Here is a 16,191-nt window from a genome sequence, read left to right on the forward strand (position 1 = left end):
CGGGGCTGTGAAACTTCCATCGTGGCTGTACCGGATGCGCAGTTCCTCGCGATGGTGGACAGGCTCGCCGAGGTCGAGCGGTCCCACGCCGCGGATTACACGTCGTTCAGCGTGCGCGGCAAGCGGTTCGGCTATTACTGGCCGCGCACGCACACGACCGGCCTGAAACAGACGCTGTCGGAGCAGATCGCCCTTGTCGCCGAGCGCCCCGACGTGTTCGAGGTGCAGTTCACCTCCGGCGGTTTCGGCTGGGTCGTCGTGTACCTGGAGCGGATCGACGCCGACGAACTGACCGAGCTGCTCTACGAAGCGTGGCAGTTATCCGCCCCCGAGTCGCTCGTCCAGGATCACCCGCTGCGCTTGTAGGCTTCGGGTCATGTCCCTCACCGCGGAGTTCGAGCAGGCCCAGATCGACGTCAAGCAGCTCGACCAGCGCCCCGGCAACGACGTCCTGCTGCGGCTCTACGCCCTCTACAAGCAGGGCACCCACGGCGACGCCACCGGCAAGCGCCCCGGCGTCTTCGACATGGTCGGCCGCGCCAAGTACGACGCGTGGCAAGCCCTGGCCGGCACCGCCCAGGAGGACGCCCAGCGCCAGTACGTCGCCCTGGTAGCCGACCTGCGCTCCTGAGCCTCCGGCCCCACCAGCGTCAACCAACGTCTGCGCGCAAGCCTCGGGCCCATGTAGCGCCAGGTCGGGTCATGCAGTGTCGTCAGCGCGAACGCCACACGTCCGTCCGCGCCACATGTCCGCCCCACACCGCGAGTCGCCCGGGCACGCATGTGCGCTCCGGCCGCACGTCGGTCCGCACCGTGGCCCGGCCGTGCCTCGTGCCTGTCCGGCAGCGCGTCTGTCCGCGCCTGGGGCTGGCCTCCAGCGCATCATGTTCACAGCCTGACGGCAGGCGCCTCAATCAAACGTTGGTCAATGCCCCAAAATGTTCCCAAATCGGCATCGACGCTGCGCGATCAACCCCGAATTTGAAGATCGCTTTGTGGGTGGATCGCGCAGCGTCGTTTCACAAATGCCACATTCACGGGCATTGACCAACGTCTGCACGCAAGCCCTGGGATCATGTGGCACCAGGGCAGGGCGCGCGGTGTTGGCAGTGCGAGCGCACCACGCCGGTCCGCACCACGCCGGTCTGTTCCCACGTCGGTCTGCCCCTCACGGCGGTCTGTGCCGCGGGTTGGTCTGTGCCGCATGTCCGTCCGAGCCGCGGGTTCGCCCCGGTATGTGTCGTCCTGGCTGCACGTCTGGCTGCGTCCCGCATCCGGCTGTGCCGCATGTCCATCCGCGTCGGACGTCCGCCCTGCCGCGTGTCTGTCCGGGCCGTGGTCTGGCTTGCTGCGTGCCCACCTTTGCTGCGTGCCCACCTTTGCTGCGTGCCTGTCGGCGCCGCGGGCTCGCCCTCGGTGGGGGTCGTCGGCGCATCACGTTTATGGCCTGACAGCGAGCGCTTCATGCAGACGTTGGTCAATGCCCCGGAATGTTCCTAAATCGGCATCGACGTTGCGCGATCTACCCCCGATTTGAAGATCGTTTTGGGGGTGGATCGCGCAGTGTCGATTTCACAAAAGCCACAATTATGGGCATTGACCAACGTCTGCGTGTGAGGTTGGGGGTCGTGTAGTGCCAGGGCGGGGTGTGCTCCTGATCCGCCCAGGTTTTGGGGCATTTGGGGTGATTCTGTTGAGGTGGTGCTGGGCGGGCTCATCTTGTGGGCCGGCCCGGAGTGCGACTTGGAGCAGGCCGTGTGGCGAGGGCGGCTGCTGGTGCGCCGTGTCGACCTGGCGCGCGGGTTGCTGGCATGTGCTGGGTTCGCCTGGGTTCTCCGGGGTGGTCCGGTCTTCGTCGCGCCGGGTGGTTGATGAGGTGGCCAAGGGGATTGTGGTTGGTGTGTGCGTGTGGGTGCCAGGTACTGAGAGCGCTCTCTTGACCGCGGTCGTCGTGGGTGTATAGGTTCGACCGGGGTCGATCTGTTAAGTAACCGTACGGACTCCGCCAGGTCCTCGGGAGGCCACATGCACGTGAAGCTCATCAAGGCTCGCACCCTGGTCATGCTGGGTGCGACCGTCCTGTCGTTCCTCACCGCGGTCGCGGTGCGGGACGCCGCCAGCAACCCGGCCGCCGCCGCCATCGGAGGGCTCACCTGGTCCGACGAGTTCGACGGCGCGGCCGGCAGCGCACCCAACGGCAGCAAGTGGAAGTACGACGTCGGCGGGGGTGGCTGGGGCAACAACGAGCAGCAGTACTACACCACCAGCACGAGCAACGCGGCCCTCAACGGCGCCGGGCAGCTCGTGATCACCGCCCGCCGGGAGAACCCGGCGAACTACCAGTGCCACTACGGCACGTGCCAGTACACCTCGGCCCGGCTGCTGACCGCGGACCGGTTCACCCAGGCGTACGGCCGCTTCGAGGCAAGGATGAAGCTGCCGCGCGGCCAGGGCATCTGGCCCGCGTTCTGGATGCTGGGCGCCGACATCGGCAGCAACCCGTGGCCGAACAGCGGCGAGATCGACATCATGGAGAACATCGGCAAGGAGCCGAACACGGTGCACGGCACGATCCACGGGCCGGGGTACTCCGGTGCCGAGGGCATCGGTGCCGGGTACACGATCGGGGCGCCGTTCGCGGACGCGTTCCACACGTTCTCGGTCGAGTGGGAGCCGAACGTGCTGCGCTGGTACGTCGACGGCAACCTGTACCAGACCCGGACCCCCGCGGACCTGGGTGGCGACCGGTGGGTGTTCGACCACCCGTTCTTCATGCTGCTGAACCTCGCGGTCGGCGGCTACTGGCCCGGCTACCCGGACGGCACCACCCAGTTCCCGCAGACGCTCACGGTCGACTACGTGCGGGTCTACGGGTACAGCGGCGGTGGCGGCGGCGGGAGCACCGGACCGATCATCGGCAACGGCAGCAACCGGTGCATCGACGTGCCCAGCTCCAACGCGGCCGACGGCAACCGGCTGCAGATCTGGGACTGCAACGGCACCGGCGCGCAGCAGTGGACGATCAACGCCGACGGCTCGATCCGCGCGCTCGGCAAGTGCATGGACGTCTCCGGCGGCTCCACCGCCAACGGCGCGGCCGTGCAGCTGTGGACGTGCAACGGCAGCGGCGCGCAGAAGTTCACGCTCAACGCCGCCGGCGACCTGGTGAACATCCAGGCCAACAAGTGCGTCGACGTGCAGAACGCGGCCACCGCCAACGGCTCGAAGCTGCAGCTGTGGACCTGCGGCGGCGGCAGCAACCAGAAGTGGCACCGCTGACGTAGGTCAGGTCCGGCGCCACCGGAGCACCTCGAGGGCTGCTCCCACGCTCACCACGTTTTCGGACAGGGGGCGAGGGAGCAGCTCGTCGGCGCGGGCCAGGCGGCGCAGCACCGTGTTGCGGTGGGTGTACAGCCGTTCCGCGGCCCGGGTGGTGCTGCACTGCTCCCGCACGTAGGTGAGGACCGTCTCGTGGGTGGCCGCGTCGGCGTGCAGGAGGTCGCCGAGCGTGTCGGCGAGGAACTCGTCGGCCTGCGTCGGCTCGGCGGTGAGCAGGGCGACGAGCTGCACGTCCTCGTAGCGGGCGACCTGCTGCGGCGAGGTGAGCCGGGTCAGCATCCGCTGCACCGCCGCCGCGTCCAGGTGGCTGCGGCGGAAACCGGCGACGTCGGTGCCCGGCCGGCCCAGGGCGACCCGCACGTCGGGATGGCCCGGCAACGACGGCAGCGGCGCGGTCCGGGACGGGAACCAGACCCACAGCGCGGCCGTCCCGGCGACCACGGTCAGGCGGTGCGTGGCGCCGGCCGCCCGCATCACCGTCTCCGCGGCGCCCTCCAGGTGCTCGGTCGCGCCCCACACGATCGCGGCCGTGTGCGGACCGGCCAGCCCGTACCCGAGCTGCGCCTCGGCCCGTGACCGGCTGATCGGCGCGCCCTCCAGCAGCAGCGTCACCGCTGCCCGGCGCTCCGCCGACGCGCCCCGGGTGAGCTCGGCCCGCTCCGCCTCCATCCGCCGCGACACGGTGGCGACGGTGTCGTCGATGAACGTGGAGATCGACAGCGCCGACGCGTCCAGCAGCTCCCGCAGCCGCACCGGGTCGGAGGTCAGCTCGAAGCAGATCTCCATCCACCGCCGCCACGCGACGCTCTGCGCCGTGCGGTACGCGTCCAGCCCGCGCTCGTCGAGCCCGCGGCGCACCATGTCCCGGGCCGCGTCGAGCGCCTCGGCGCCGGTGTTCGCCGGCACGCGCCGCCCCGGGTGCCGCACGTTCTGCTCCGCCCAGTGCAGCAGGTTGGCGAGGTTGGCCCGCTTCGTCGCCTCCGCCAGGACCGGGTCCGCGGCGACGGGCCGCATCCGGTCCCCGCCGAGCGCCGCCGCGTGCAGCTCCTCGATCCAGTCGGCGCGCGGGTCGAGGGCGATCTCCGCACCTCGGCGGAAGAGCTCCCTGACCTCCGGTGACAGCGCCGGCCACGGTACCGACGCAGCATTCTGCACCATCCGGCGAGTATTCCGGTGCACGTTGGACTGGCGCAAGGCGACGTGCAAGGCGCATCGTCGAGGTCATGAGCACAACGCCCGCCGAGCATCTCGACGTCGTCATCGTGGGCGCCGGCATCTCCGGCATCGGGGCGGGGCGCTACCTGACCACGCGCCTGCCGGGCAAGACGTTCGCGATCCTGGAGGCCCGGGCCGCGTCCGGCGGCACGTGGGACCTGTTCCGCTACCCCGGCATCCGGTCCGACTCCGACCTGCACACGTTCGGCTACGAGTTCAAGCCGTGGCGGGACGAGGAGTCCATCGCCTCCGCGCCCAGGATCCTGCGGTACGTGCGGGAGACCGCCACCGAGAACGGCCTCGACGCCCACATCCGCTACCACCACAAGGTGCTCGGCGCGGCGTGGTCGAGCGACGAGGCCCGGTGGATCCTCGACGTCGAGCGCACCGACACCGGGACGCGGACGCGGATGACCGCCCGCTGGCTGTTCTGCGCCGGCGGCTACTACCGGTACGACGCCGGCCACACCCCGCACTTCGAGGGCCGCGAACGGTTCGCGGGCCCGATCGTGCACCCGCAGCAGTGGCCCGAGGACCTCGACTACGCCGGCAAGCGCGTCGTCGTCATCGGCAGCGGCGCCACCGCCGTCACGCTGGTGCCCGCCCTGGCCACCGCCGCCGCCCACGTGACGATGCTGCAGCGCACGCCGACGTACGTGATGCCGGTGCCGAAGAAGGACCCGATCGCCAACGCGCTGCGCCGGTGGCTCGGCGACGAGCGCGGCTACCGGGCGGCGCGCCGCAAGAACATCGCCCAGCAGCGCGCGGTCTGGCGCTTCTGCCAGAAGCACCCCCGCCTCGCCCGGCGGATCATCCGGCGGATCAACGTCAAGCAGCTGCCGCCCGGGTTCCCCGTCGACGAGCACTTCAACCCGCCCTACGGCCCCTGGGACCAGCGGCTGTGCGCGGTGCCCGACGGCGACCTGTTCCGGGCGATCCGCCGCGGCACGGCCAGCGTCGTCACCGACCGGATCGCCACCTTCACCGAGCACGGCGTGCTGCTCGAGTCCGGGCGGGAGCTGGCGGCGGACATCATCGTCACCGCGACCGGTCTGCGGGTGCAGGCGCTCGGCGGGCTGCGGCTGACCGTCGACGGGGCGCCGGTGCACCTGCCGGACACGGTCGCGTACAAAGGCATGATGCTGTCCGGGGTGCCCAACCTCGCCTTCGCGATCGGCTACACCAACTCGTCGTGGACGCTGAAGGTCGGGCTGCTGTGCGAGCACTTCTGCCGGCTCCTCGCGTACATGGACGCCCACGGCCACGACGTCTGCCGCCCTGAGGTCGGCGACCCCGCGATGCCGACCAAGCCGTTCCTCGACTTCGCCGCCGGCTACATCCAGCGAGCCGTCGACCAGCTGCCCCGGCAGGGAGACCGCATGCCCTGGCTCACCTCCATGGACTACCACTCCGACGTGAAGCTGCTGCGCGACGGCCGCGTCGACGACCCCGCGCTGCACTTCTCCGAGGCACTGACGAAGGTGGACGCATGACCGAGGACCTGTTCGCCGAGCTGCCCGGCGGCACGACCATCTGCCACCGGGTCGAAGGCCCCGCGGACGGGCCGGCGCTGCTGCTCGTCGCCGGGCTCGGGCTGGACCTCACCTCGTGGCCGCGGCGGATGGTCGACGGGTTCACCGGCCGCGGGCTGCGGGTGATCACGCTCGACAACCGCGACACCGGCCGCTCCACGCGCGTCCGGGCCCGCCCGCCGGGCATGCTGCGGCAGCTGCTCGCCCGGCCCGTGCCCGGCGCGTACGACCTCGGCGACATGGCCGCCGACGTGGACGGGCTCCTCGGGCACCTCGGCGCCGGCCCGGTGCACGTGCTCGGCATGTCGATGGGCGGGATGATCGCGCAGACCCTCGCCGCCCGGCACCCGGCCCGGGTCGCCACGCTCACCTCGGTCTTCTCCACCACCGGCGACCGGCGGGTCGGGCAGCCGGCCCGCTCGACGCTGCTGCGGATGGCGAAGCGGCCGGCCCGCACCGCCGAGGAGGCCGTCGACCGGCACCTGTCGCTGCTACGGCACATCGGCTCCACCACCGACTTCCCGCCCGACGAGGCCCTCGAGCGCGCGTGGGTCACCGGCGTGTGGGACCGCGCCGAGGGGCGGGCCAACCCGGCGGGCGTCGCCCGGCAGATCGGCGCCATCCAGGCATCCGGCGACCGCACCGCGGAGCTGCGGTCGATCGCCGCCCCGACGCTCGTCATCCACGGCGACACCGACCGCATGGTGCACCCCAGCGGCGGCCGGGCGACCGCCGCCGCGATCCCCGGCGCCCGGCACGTCGAGATCGCCGGCATGCGCCACCACTTCGCCCCCGGCGTCATCGACCGCGTCGTCGACCTGACCGCCGGCCACATCACCGCCACGGCAGGGGTCCGCGAATGAGCAAGGTCTCCGGCAAGGTCGCCGTCGTCACCGGCGCGGGCTCCGGCATCGGGCGGCAGCTCGCCGCCGAGCTCGCCCGGCGCGGCGCGCGGCTCGCCGTCAGCGACGTCGACGAGGCCGGGCTCGCCGCCACCGTCGAGGAGGTCAAGGCCCTCGGCGCCGAGGTGCACGCGGCGCCGCTCGACGTCGCCGACCGCGCCGCGGTGCTCGCCCACGCCGCCGCCGTCGCCGCCCACTTCGGCGTGGTGCACCAGGTGTACAACAACGCCGGCGTCGCGGGCGGCGGGCGCAGCGTCCTGGACAGCGACTGGGCCGCGTACGAGCGGACCATCACCGTCGACCTGTTCGGCGTCATCCACGGCACCAAGGCGTTCCTGCCGCACCTGATCGCGTCCGGCGACGGCCACGTCGTCAACGTCTCCAGCCTCAACGGGATCATGGCGCAGCCGGCGCTCAGCGACTACTGCGCCGCCAAGTTCGGCGTGCGCGGCTTCACCGAGGCGCTGCGCGGCGAGCTGCTCGCCGCAGGGCACCCGGTCCGCGTCAGCGTCGTGCACCCCGGCGGGGTCCGGACCAACATCGCCACCGCCGCCCTGGCGCACGCCCGCGGCCAGGGCGCCGACGTCACCGCCCGCGACGAGGCCCGCACCCGCCTCTACAACGAGAAGCTGCTGACGATGCCCGCCGACCGCGCCGCCCGCATCATCGTCGCCGGCGTCGAGGCGAACCGGCCGCGGATCCTCGTCGGCAACGACGCCAGGTCCGCCGACCTCCTCGTGCGGTGGTTGCCGCGCTGGTACCCGAGGCTGACCGCCCGCCTGGAGCGTCGCCTTTCCGCCGCCACCTGACCGCGGTTGCGCCGGGGTGGCAGAGTGCGAGCGTGCACGAGATCGTCACCTGGCTGCGGGACCTGCCCACCGGCTGGTTCGTGGTCCTGGCCCTGGCCGAGAACGCGGCGCTGGTCGGGATCACCGCCCTGCTCGGGCACTGGGCGCTGAGGCTGCCCGGCGCGCACCGGGTCACCCCGCCGCCCGGCCCCGTCAGCCGCCTCGAGCTGGCGCTGGTCGCCGTCGCGACGGTGCTCAACGCGGCGGTCACCGTCGCCGGCTGGTGGCTGTGGCGCGCCGGGATCATCACGTTCACGCTGCCGCTCACCTGGCGGGCGCTGCCGGACCTCGTGGTGCTGCTGCTGGTCATGGACGTGTTCCTGTACCTCAGCCACGCGACCGTGCACGTGCGGTGGCTGTTTCCGCTCGCCCACCGGCTGCACCACGTCTTCGCCGACCCGCGGCCGATCACCCTGTTCGCGCTGCACCCGGTGGAGGTCGCCGGGTTCGGCGGGGCGTGGCTGGCGATCCTCGCCGTGCACCCGTTCTCGGCCTGGGCGGTCGCCGCGTACACCCTGCTCAACCTGCTCTTCGGGATCCTCGGCCACCTCGGGGTGGAGCCGCTGCCGCCGCGCGTGCGGGCCTCCGCGGTCTTCAAGTGGGTCGCCACCCCGGCCATGCACGCGGGGCACCACGCGACGCCGCGGTACAACCTCGGCTTCTATACGACGGTGTGGGACCGCCTCTTCGGCACGCTCGAACCCGGCTACGACGCCCGCCGCACGGGCGCACCGCCCAGAACGCCTGTAGGCGACACAACGGGCATCGGCATCCCGACAGCGCCGTCCGCCGGATGATCCAGAATAGGTGCTCCACCCCCTCGAGACGAAAGAAGCGAATAGCCATGCGAGCCACCCGATCGATCGTCGCCGCCACGACCATGCTGCTGCTCGGCATGGGGCTCGCCGCGTGCTCGTCGCAGTCCGACGACCTGGAGAAGCAGCTGACCAAGGCCGGCTACACGAACGTGTCCGCCGAGGCCGACTACGACACCGTGTACGACAAGAAAAAGAAGAAGAACGTCAAGAAGCTCGACGACTACGAGGCCGACGCGAAGGCCGGCAGCTGCAGCGTCGAGATCGAGCAGGACTCCGGTGACCACGACTACGTCATCGAGACCGTGAACGGCAAGGACGTCAACTTCAGCAACCTCACCGCCAGCGCCCTCATCGCCGAGCTCGCCAAGCAGAACGTCCGGTGCTGAGGTAGCGCACCGGCTCAGCGCCTGCGGCGCTCGCGGGGTCCCGCCTCGGCCGTCTTGTACGTGACCAGCGGGACCGTGGTCGCCACCGGGGTGGCCAGGCCGTGCGCCTCGAGGTCGCCGATCACCTGCTCGATGCGCTTGTACGCGGTCGGCGCCTCCTCGAAGAGCAGCTGCCGGTCGCCGCACACGACCAGCGAGCCGACCGGCGTGCGGCGCAGCTCCTCGACGGTGTGCTTGGCCTTGCCGCGGCGCAGGGCGTCGGCCCGGGACATCTTGCGGCCGGCACCGTGCGCCACCGAGTGGTTCGCCTCGGCGCCCGCGTGCGCGGCGACGAGGTACGACGGGGTGCCGCGGGTGCCGGCGACCAGCACGTCCCGCCCGTCGCCGGGCGCGGCGCCCTTGCGGTGCAGATAGACGCGGTCGCCGTCCTCGCCGGCGCGGACCTCGGCGAGGTTGTGGCACTGGTCGACGACGGGTTCGGACAGCTGCGCGCCGAGGGCGTCGGCGACCCGGGCCGCGAGCAGCCGCCGGTTGAGCGAGCCCCAGCGCACCGCGTCGTCGTGCGCCGCCAGGTACGCGGCCGGGTCGGCGGCCGGTCCGGCTCCGTGGACCTCGGTGTGCGCGCGCAGGATCCGCTCGCCGAAGCCGCGGGACCCGCTGTGCACGACGAGCACGAGGTCGCCGGCGGCGAGCCCGAGCCGGGCGGCGTGCCCCTCGTCGAGGACGGTGCCGACCTTCGCCAGCTCCACGAAGTGGTTGCCGCGGCCGACGGTGCCGAGCCCTTCGACGTGACCGCCGGGGATCTCCCCGTCGACGAGGCCGGGGTCCAGGGGGACGTCCAGGTCGGGGAACTTCGCGGCCAGCTTCTCCGGCACGGCCCGCTTCAGGCCGATCGGGAACACGGCGATGCCGCAGCCGATGTCGGAGCCGATGAGCAGCGGGTACAGCACCGTCGACGCCATCGCGGCGCCGATCGGCGCACCCTTGCCGGGGTGCAGGTCGGGCATGCCGGCGACGTGCAGCATGCCGTCGAGCGCGGCGACCTGGTGGCACTGTGCGACGGCGTCGGACTCGATCCAGCTGCCGGGGCCGGCGAACACGGAGACGGTGGCGGACATGGTCCTCGCTTCAGCGGGAGGAGGGGCATGGCAACACGGGGGTGTCCGTCAGCGCGTCATGCCGTCCATGATCGTTCGAACCCGCCGGCCGCGGCAACCGGTTTTCGGCGCCCCGGCGCCCCGGCGCCCCGGCGCTCCAGGATCCCCGGAGCGCCGGAGCGTGCGTCGCGCTCAGTCGAGGGTGAAGGTGGCGTCGGCGCGGCTCGTCGCGTCGGTGGCGGTCTGCACGAACAGTTCGGCGCCGTTGTGCCGCACGTACCGGCCGGGGAAGTTCTGCGACTCGAACGACACCGCCGTGCCGCTGGCGAGCCCGGCCCGGCGGAAGAAGCTGGCGTCGGCCTTGAACGTGGCCGAGCCGTCGTTGCGCTCGACCCACACCTCGAAGTTCCTGTGCCGCAGGAAGTAGCCCGGGAAGTTCGTCGACTCCAGCGACACGGTGCCGCCGCCGTTGAGCCCGGTCACGATGCGGAACTGCGCGTCGGCGAGCGGCGTGACGTCCGCGTCGATGCGGGCCCGGAAGTTGTAGTGCCGCACGAAGGCGCCCGCGGAGTTGTACGACTGCAGCCGCACCGGCGTGGCGCCGTCGGGCACCGGGATGCCGAAGTTCGGGGTGCCGTCGGCGTTCCAGTACAGCTTCTGCACGCGGGTGCGGCGGTTCGGGTCGTTGAGGGGGTCGCCGGTGATGTCGCGGTAGCTGCGGTCGTGGTACACGAGGATGTCGCTCTGGCCGTCCTCCGACGTCGTGAACGAGTTGTGGCCCGGGCCGTACTGGCCGGTCGACGCGTTGCTGGTGAAGACCGGCTGCGGGCTCTTCACCCACGACGCCGCGCTGAGCAGGTTCGCCGACGCGGACGCCGTCAGCAGGCCGAGGCAGTAGTTCGCGTCGGTGGCGCTGGCGGAGTACGCGAGGAAGATCCTCCCGTTGCGCTGGATGACGGTCGGGCCCTCGTTGACCGCGTACCCGCGCTTCTCCCAGTCGAGGGTCGGCGTCGCGATCCGGACCGGCGTGCCGGTGATGGTCCACGGGTTGCTCATGCGCGCGATGTACACGTTGGAGTTGGTCGCGATGCCGGGCTCGGACTGCGCCCAGATCAGGTACCGGACGCCGCCCACGACGAACGTCGAGGCGTCCAGGGCGAACGTGTCCCAGGCGGTGGTGATGCGGCCCTTCTCGGTCCAGGTCGCGGTGAGCGGGTTCGCGCCGGTGCCCTCCAGCACGTACATGCGGATCGCCCAGACGTTGTCGGTCGCGCCGGCGGCGAAGTACACGTACCACTTGCCGTCGATGAAGTGGATCTCCGGTGCCCAGATGTGCGCGCCCATGACGCCGCTGGCGTGCTTGCGCCAGATGACGGTCTCGGCCGCGGTCGACAGCCCCTGCAGGGTCGTCGCCCGGCGCAGGACGATCCGGTCGTACTCGGGGACGGTCGCGGTGAAGTAGTAGTACCCGTCGGTGTGCTTGACGATCTGGCTGTCGGCGCGCTGGTTGACCAGCGGGTTGGTGAACTGCACGGCGGGCGACGCGGCGGCGGGCCCTGGGGTGGCCACGAGCGTGGCCACCAGCGCGGCGGACGTGGCGATCAGGGCGGCAAGGACCGCGAGCAGACGGCGGCGCATGAAGACTCCTCGTGGCGGCGGGGGTACGTCATGTTTGCGCTCACATCGGCTCTTGTCAACGGTCCTGCGCCGTCGTCGTGTTCTTTCGCGCTCCTCGTGTGAACGCGAACATGGTCCGTGCCTACGGCACCTGGTCGACCGTGCCCCGCGGGGTCGACGCGTTGCACCGGCGGATCCTGGCCGCCGTCAGGCGCGAGCCGACGACGAGCCCGTAGCGGCGCACCGCCTCCATGCCGTAATTGCTGCACGTCGGGATCTGCCGGCACCGCGTCGGCAGGTGCGGCGAGAGCCAGCGCTGATACCCGCGGATGGCCACCATGCCGGCCCGCCCCGGGCCGCTGGCGGTCGCCCGGGGCTTCCTCGTCGGCGTGCTGATCGCCATCGTGCCGAGCAGCATCGTGCCCAGCATGAAGTTGCAGTCACAGCCCGGCACGTCGCATCCGTCGCACCCGTCGCAGCCCGGCACGTCGCAGCCGCTGAGGCCGTCGCACCCGTCGTACCACTTCGACCTGCGCTGGCCCTCGTTCTCCGTCTCCACGCGCGGCATTGTGTCGTGCCCCCGCAACGTTGATCAACCCCGCTGTCGGCTGTCCGTCGCCGTGCCCGCCGGTCAGGCGGGCACGGCGCGGGCTCAGCCGCGGCTGTGCAGGTGGGGCAGGTGCAGCTCGGCCGGCTCCGGGGGCAGGTCCTTGACGCCGGCGGCGACGGCCTCCTCGTGGCGGCGGTGCGCGGACGGCAGGGCGAGCGAGGCGACGACCGCGAGGACCGCGACGCCGGCGCAGACCCAGAAGCCGGCGGTGAAGGCGGCGTCGGTCGGCAGCCCGCGCGGGGTGCTCTTGGACGTGATGACGGCGGCCACGACGGCGGTGCCGATGCTGCTGCCGATGGTGCGGGCGATGGTGTTGACGCTGCTGGCCTCGCCGGTCTGGGCGGCCGGGACGCTCTCGATGATGGCGTTGGACATGGCGGCGAAGGACAGGCCGATGCCGGCGCCGGTGAGCACGCCCGAGGCGAGCACCTGCCAGACGGCGCCGTGGGCGACGGCCGGGAGGGCGAAGGCGGCGACGACCGCGACGGCACCGAGGAACATCGGGACCTTCGGGCCGAAGCGGCGGTTGAGCAGGCCGGCGATGGGGCCGAAGACGACCATCATGAGGACCGTCGGCAGCAGGAAGAGGCCGGACTCAGACACCGACTTGCCGAAGCCGTAGCCGGTGGCGGCGGGCAGCTGCAGCAGGGTCGGCACGAGCAGGAACGTGCCGAACATCGCGAAGCCGAGGATCAGGGCGACGAGGTCGGTGGCCCAGACGCCGCGGATCGACATCAGGCGCATGTCGACCAGCGGCTCCTTCACCCGCAGCTCGACCAGCACGAAGCCGACGAGGGTGGCGACGCCGAGCGCGAGCAGGCCGGTGGTCTTGCCGTCGGTCCAGCCCCACGACTGGCCCTTGCTGATCGCCAGCAGCAGCGACACCAGCGACACGGACAGGATCCCGGCGCCGAGCACGTCGAGGCGGCCCGGGGTGCGCACCGGCGACTCCGGCATCCCGAAGATCGCGCCGAGCAGCGCCACCACGACCAGCACCAGGGGCAGCCAGAACAGCCAGTGCCACGACAGGTGCTCGACGATCGGCCCGGCGCCGACGATGCCGACACCGGCGCCGACGCCGAAGATCGCCGACAGCAGGCCGACGGTGACGGCGACCTTCTCGCGGGGGAGCTCGTCGCGGACGATGCCGATGGACAGCGGCAGGATCGCGCCGGCGGCGCCCTGCATGGCGCGGGCGACGATGAGCACCGCGAGGTTCGGGGCGAGCGCCGCGAGCAGGGTGCCGGCGGCGAGCACGGCCAGGACGCCGATGAGGACGCGGCGCTTGCCGGCCATGTCGCCGAGGCGGCCGAGGATCGGGGTCAGCACGGAGGCCGACAGCAGGTATGCGGTGAGGATCCAGCTGATGTCCGCGGTCGAGGCGTTCAGGTCGCGGGCGATGGTCGACATCGCGGGCGCCACCAGCGACTGGAGCACCGCGAAGGCCAGGCCGCCCAGCGACAGGTAGACCACCAGCAGCGTGCTGTTGGCGTGCCGGGCGGTGGCCGGCGGTTCCAGGGTTCGCGTCATGAGGTCCTCGCGGAGCTATGTAAACGATTGCTGACTTGCCAAGTATGGGCGGCCCGCAAGCTAAGTCAACAATCGTTTACGTCACACCGGGCGGCGTCTACCCTGGTGGCGTGACGAGTGAGGACGCGACCGGGGTGCGCCGCCGGGACGCCGCGGCGACCCGCCGGCTGCTGCTGGAGGCGGCCCGCCGCCGGTTCGCCGCGGACGGGTACACGGCCGCCACCGTGCGGGACATCGCCACCGACGCGGGCGTCAACGTCGCGCTCATCAACCGGTACTTCACGTCGAAGGAAGGCCTGTTCGAGGCGTGTCTGGCGGGGGTCGGCGACGAGCTCGGCCGCACCGTCGGCGACGTGACGCTGGACCGGATCCCGCACGACATCGCGGCCCGCCTCGCCGGCCCGCACGCCGCCCAGCACCGCACGCAGCTGCTCCTGCTGCTGCGCTCCTCCGGCGACGAGAAGGCCGAGGCGATCCGGGTGGAGATCCTGCGCCGCTTCGCCGAGAAGATGACGGCGGCCGCCGGCCTGCGCCCCGACGACGCCGGGATCCTGCGGGCCCAGCTGGCCCTGGCCGCGTCCATCGGCATCGCGCTGCTGCGCGCCTCGACCGCTCTCGAGCCGCTCGCCTCCGCCGGTCAGGACGACCTCGTCGACCCCCTTACCGACATGTTCACGGCCCTCATGGCACCGCGCGACGCCTGAGTGTGCCACTTTGGCACACGTTGGCTTGCTCGTGTGCCACGTGCGTGCCATAGTGGTGCCATGGACCTGAACTCGTATGTGGCCAACCTCGGACGTGAGTTCGCCACCCTCGCCGAAGCCGGCGGGGAGGAGGCGCGTGCGGTGGTCGAGCGGCTGACCGGGCCGCTCGAGTCGGCGATCCGCATGACGCTGCTCGAGGCGCTGTCCGCCGCCGCCGACGAGATCACCCTCGACCTCGCGCCGGGCTCGGTGGAGCTCCGGCTGCGGGGCCGCGACCCGAACTTCGTCGTGACCCTGCCGCCCGCCCCGGCTGTGGCCCCGGCCGAAGCCAAGGCCGCCACGGCGGCGGACCTGGCGGCGGCCGAGCCGCTCCTCGCCGAGGACGGCCCGGCCGCGCGGATCAACGTCCGGCTGCCCGAGCAGCTCAAGGCCGCGATCGAGGAGGCCGCCGCGAAGGAGGGCCGCTCGGTCAACGCCTGGCTGAGCCGGGCCGCCGCCGCCGCGCTCCAGCGATCCGACCCGCGCGCCGAGCCCGCCGCGGCCGCGCCGCAGGCCAGGCAGGCGCTCACCGGCTGGGTGCGCTAGCCCGCACCGCTCCTCGTCACCACCCTTCACCAGCACTGAGCCGGCACTGAGCCGGCACTGAGCCGGCACCGAGCCGGCACTGAGCCGGCCCAACCGCGCTGAGCAGCGCAAACGGCTCACCTACCCAGGATGTGGGGATCACCATGCCAACTTTCACCACCCCCGAATCGATCACTGTCACTGTCGAGCTGGGTGTCGGCGACGTGCGCATCGTCGCGAGCGACCGCACCGACACCGTCGTCGAGGTCCGCCCGAGCAACGACGCCGACGAGTCCGACGTGCAGGCCTCGAAGCAGGTCCGGGTCGACTACGCCGACGGCGTGCTGCGGGTGACCGGCCCGAGGTCGCGGCTGTTCGACTTCTCCCGCAGGACCAGGTCGGTCGACGTGTCGATCGAGCTGCCCAGCGGCTCGCAGGTGTCCACCGAGCTCCAGGTCGGCGGCGTCCGCAGCGACGGCCGGCTCGGCGAGTGCCGCGTGCGGACCGGCGCCGGCAACGTCTCGCTCGCGGACACCGGCCCGCTGCGCCTGGACACGGCGGCCGGGCACGTCACCGTCGCCGGGGTCGCCGGCAACGCCGAGATCCACACCGGCACCGGCAAGGTCCGCGTCGGCGACGTGCGGGGCAGCGCCGTGGTCAAGAACTCCAACGGCGACACCACCATCGAGTCCGCCGCGGGTGACGTGCGGGTGCGCAACGCCAACGGTGACATCGCCGTCGAGCGGGCCGGCGCGGGCGTCGACGCGAAGACCTCCAACGGCGCCATCCGCCTCGGCGAGATCGCCCGCGGCTCGGTCGTCCTCGGCACCGCCATGGGCGACCTGGAGATCGGGATCGCCCAGGGCACCGCCGCGTGGCTCGACGTCACCACCGGCTTCGGCCGCGTGCACAACCTGCTCGACAGCGCCACCAAGCCCGAGCCCACCGACGAGACGGTCGAGGTCCGCGGCCGCACCTCGTACGGCGACATCACCGTCCGCCGCTCCTGACCTCATTCACAACGGAGGA

16 protein-coding genes are annotated in these 16,191 nt (G+C 71.9%); 11 read left to right on the plus strand and 5 right to left on the minus strand.

What is annotated here, in order from left to right:
• The first annotated feature begins 21 nt into the window (after positions 1-21).
• The 3 genes from AB0J72_RS39925 to AB0J72_RS39935 all read left to right on the plus strand — a co-directional run bounded on the left by AB0J72_RS39925 (position 22) and on the right by AB0J72_RS39935 (position 3,279).
• Positions 22-366 carry an MmcQ/YjbR family DNA-binding protein gene (locus AB0J72_RS39925; RefSeq protein ID WP_363408836.1) on the plus strand — a complete coding sequence of 115 codons (345 nt, stop codon included), beginning with the start codon at positions 22-24 and terminating at the stop codon, positions 364-366.
• Positions 367-376: 10 nt separating this feature from the next.
• Positions 377-631 carry an acyl-CoA-binding protein gene (locus AB0J72_RS39930; protein WP_363408839.1) on the plus strand — a complete coding sequence of 85 codons (255 nt, stop codon included), beginning with the start codon at positions 377-379 and terminating at the stop codon, positions 629-631.
• A gap of 1,430 nt (positions 632-2,061) precedes the next feature.
• Positions 2,062-3,279, plus strand: coding sequence for a family 16 glycosylhydrolase (locus tag AB0J72_RS39935; RefSeq protein WP_363409013.1), 1,218 nt, complete (start codon positions 2,062-2,064; stop codon positions 3,277-3,279).
• 6 nt (positions 3,280-3,285) lie between these two features.
• Here AB0J72_RS39935 and AB0J72_RS39940 read toward each other — a convergent pair whose 3' ends face one another.
• Positions 3,286-4,497: a PucR family transcriptional regulator gene (locus AB0J72_RS39940; RefSeq protein WP_363408843.1), complete on the minus strand. Its 1,212-nt coding sequence runs from the start codon at positions 4,495-4,497 to the stop codon at positions 3,286-3,288.
• Between the two features lie 65 nt (positions 4,498-4,562).
• Here AB0J72_RS39940 and AB0J72_RS39945 point away from each other — a divergent pair, with 65 nt between their 5' ends.
• From AB0J72_RS39945 to AB0J72_RS39965, 5 genes are read left to right on the plus strand one after another with little or no spacing between them, the layout of a single operon-like run.
• Positions 4,563-6,047 (plus strand): NAD(P)/FAD-dependent oxidoreductase, encoded by a 1,485-nt coding sequence (locus tag AB0J72_RS39945; protein WP_363408846.1) that lies wholly within the window; start codon positions 4,563-4,565, stop codon positions 6,045-6,047.
• Complete coding sequence (locus AB0J72_RS39950) at positions 6,044-6,949, plus strand: alpha/beta hydrolase (RefSeq protein WP_363408849.1); 906 nt, start codon at positions 6,044-6,046, stop codon at positions 6,947-6,949. Before AB0J72_RS39945 ends, AB0J72_RS39950 begins: the two co-directional genes overlap by 4 nt.
• Positions 6,946-7,797, plus strand: a complete 852-nt coding sequence (locus AB0J72_RS39955) for an SDR family NAD(P)-dependent oxidoreductase (protein WP_354891057.1) — start codon at positions 6,946-6,948, stop codon at positions 7,795-7,797. Before AB0J72_RS39950 ends, AB0J72_RS39955 begins: the two co-directional genes overlap by 4 nt.
• A 32-nt stretch (positions 7,798-7,829) precedes the next feature.
• Positions 7,830-8,633 carry a sterol desaturase family protein gene (locus AB0J72_RS39960; RefSeq protein ID WP_363408853.1) on the plus strand — a complete coding sequence of 268 codons (804 nt, stop codon included), beginning with the start codon at positions 7,830-7,832 and terminating at the stop codon, positions 8,631-8,633.
• Positions 8,634-8,680: 47 nt separating this feature from the next.
• Complete coding sequence (locus tag AB0J72_RS39965) at positions 8,681-9,040, plus strand: hypothetical protein (RefSeq protein ID WP_363408856.1); 360 nt, start codon at positions 8,681-8,683, stop codon at positions 9,038-9,040.
• Between the two features lie 14 nt (positions 9,041-9,054).
• On the opposite strand, the gene AB0J72_RS39970 is transcribed toward AB0J72_RS39965, so the two are convergent.
• From AB0J72_RS39970 to AB0J72_RS39985, 4 genes are all read right to left on the minus strand, one after another.
• Entirely contained in the window at positions 9,055-10,158 is a 1,104-nt protein-coding gene (locus AB0J72_RS39970; RefSeq protein ID WP_363408859.1) for an RNA ligase RtcB family protein, read from the minus strand.
• Between the two features lie 171 nt (positions 10,159-10,329).
• Positions 10,330-11,775 carry a family 43 glycosylhydrolase gene (locus AB0J72_RS39975; RefSeq protein ID WP_363408863.1) on the minus strand — a complete coding sequence of 482 codons (1,446 nt, stop codon included), beginning with the start codon at positions 11,773-11,775 and terminating at the stop codon, positions 10,330-10,332.
• A 121-nt stretch (positions 11,776-11,896) separates the two neighbouring features.
• On the minus strand, positions 11,897-12,313 hold the full coding sequence (gene yidD / locus AB0J72_RS39980) for a membrane protein insertion efficiency factor YidD (RefSeq protein WP_363408866.1): 417 nt from the start codon (positions 12,311-12,313) through the stop codon (positions 11,897-11,899).
• Between the two features lie 93 nt (positions 12,314-12,406).
• The gene (locus AB0J72_RS39985; protein WP_363408869.1) at positions 12,407-13,894 is read right to left on the minus strand and encodes an MFS transporter; all 1,488 of its coding nucleotides are present in this window, start codon (positions 13,892-13,894) and stop codon (positions 12,407-12,409) included.
• 110 nt (positions 13,895-14,004) lie between these two features.
• Here AB0J72_RS39985 and AB0J72_RS39990 point away from each other — a divergent pair, with 110 nt between their 5' ends.
• The 3 genes from AB0J72_RS39990 (at position 14,005) to AB0J72_RS40000 (ending at position 16,172) form a co-directional block, all read left to right on the plus strand.
• Positions 14,005-14,598: a TetR family transcriptional regulator gene (locus AB0J72_RS39990; RefSeq protein WP_363408872.1), complete on the plus strand. Its 594-nt coding sequence runs from the start codon at positions 14,005-14,007 to the stop codon at positions 14,596-14,598.
• Positions 14,599-14,658: 60 nt separating this feature from the next.
• Positions 14,659-15,183 (plus strand): toxin-antitoxin system HicB family antitoxin, encoded by a 525-nt coding sequence (locus tag AB0J72_RS39995; RefSeq protein ID WP_363408875.1) that lies wholly within the window; start codon positions 14,659-14,661, stop codon positions 15,181-15,183.
• A gap of 143 nt (positions 15,184-15,326) precedes the next feature.
• On the plus strand, positions 15,327-16,172 hold the full coding sequence (locus tag AB0J72_RS40000; protein WP_363408878.1) for a DUF4097 family beta strand repeat-containing protein: 846 nt from the start codon (positions 15,327-15,329) through the stop codon (positions 16,170-16,172).
• Positions 16,173-16,191 lie beyond the last annotated feature (19 nt).

The sequence above is a fragment of the Dactylosporangium sp. NPDC049742 genome (assembly GCF_040674675.1).
Lineage (GTDB): Bacteria > Actinomycetota > Actinomycetes > Mycobacteriales > Micromonosporaceae > Dactylosporangium > Dactylosporangium maewongense.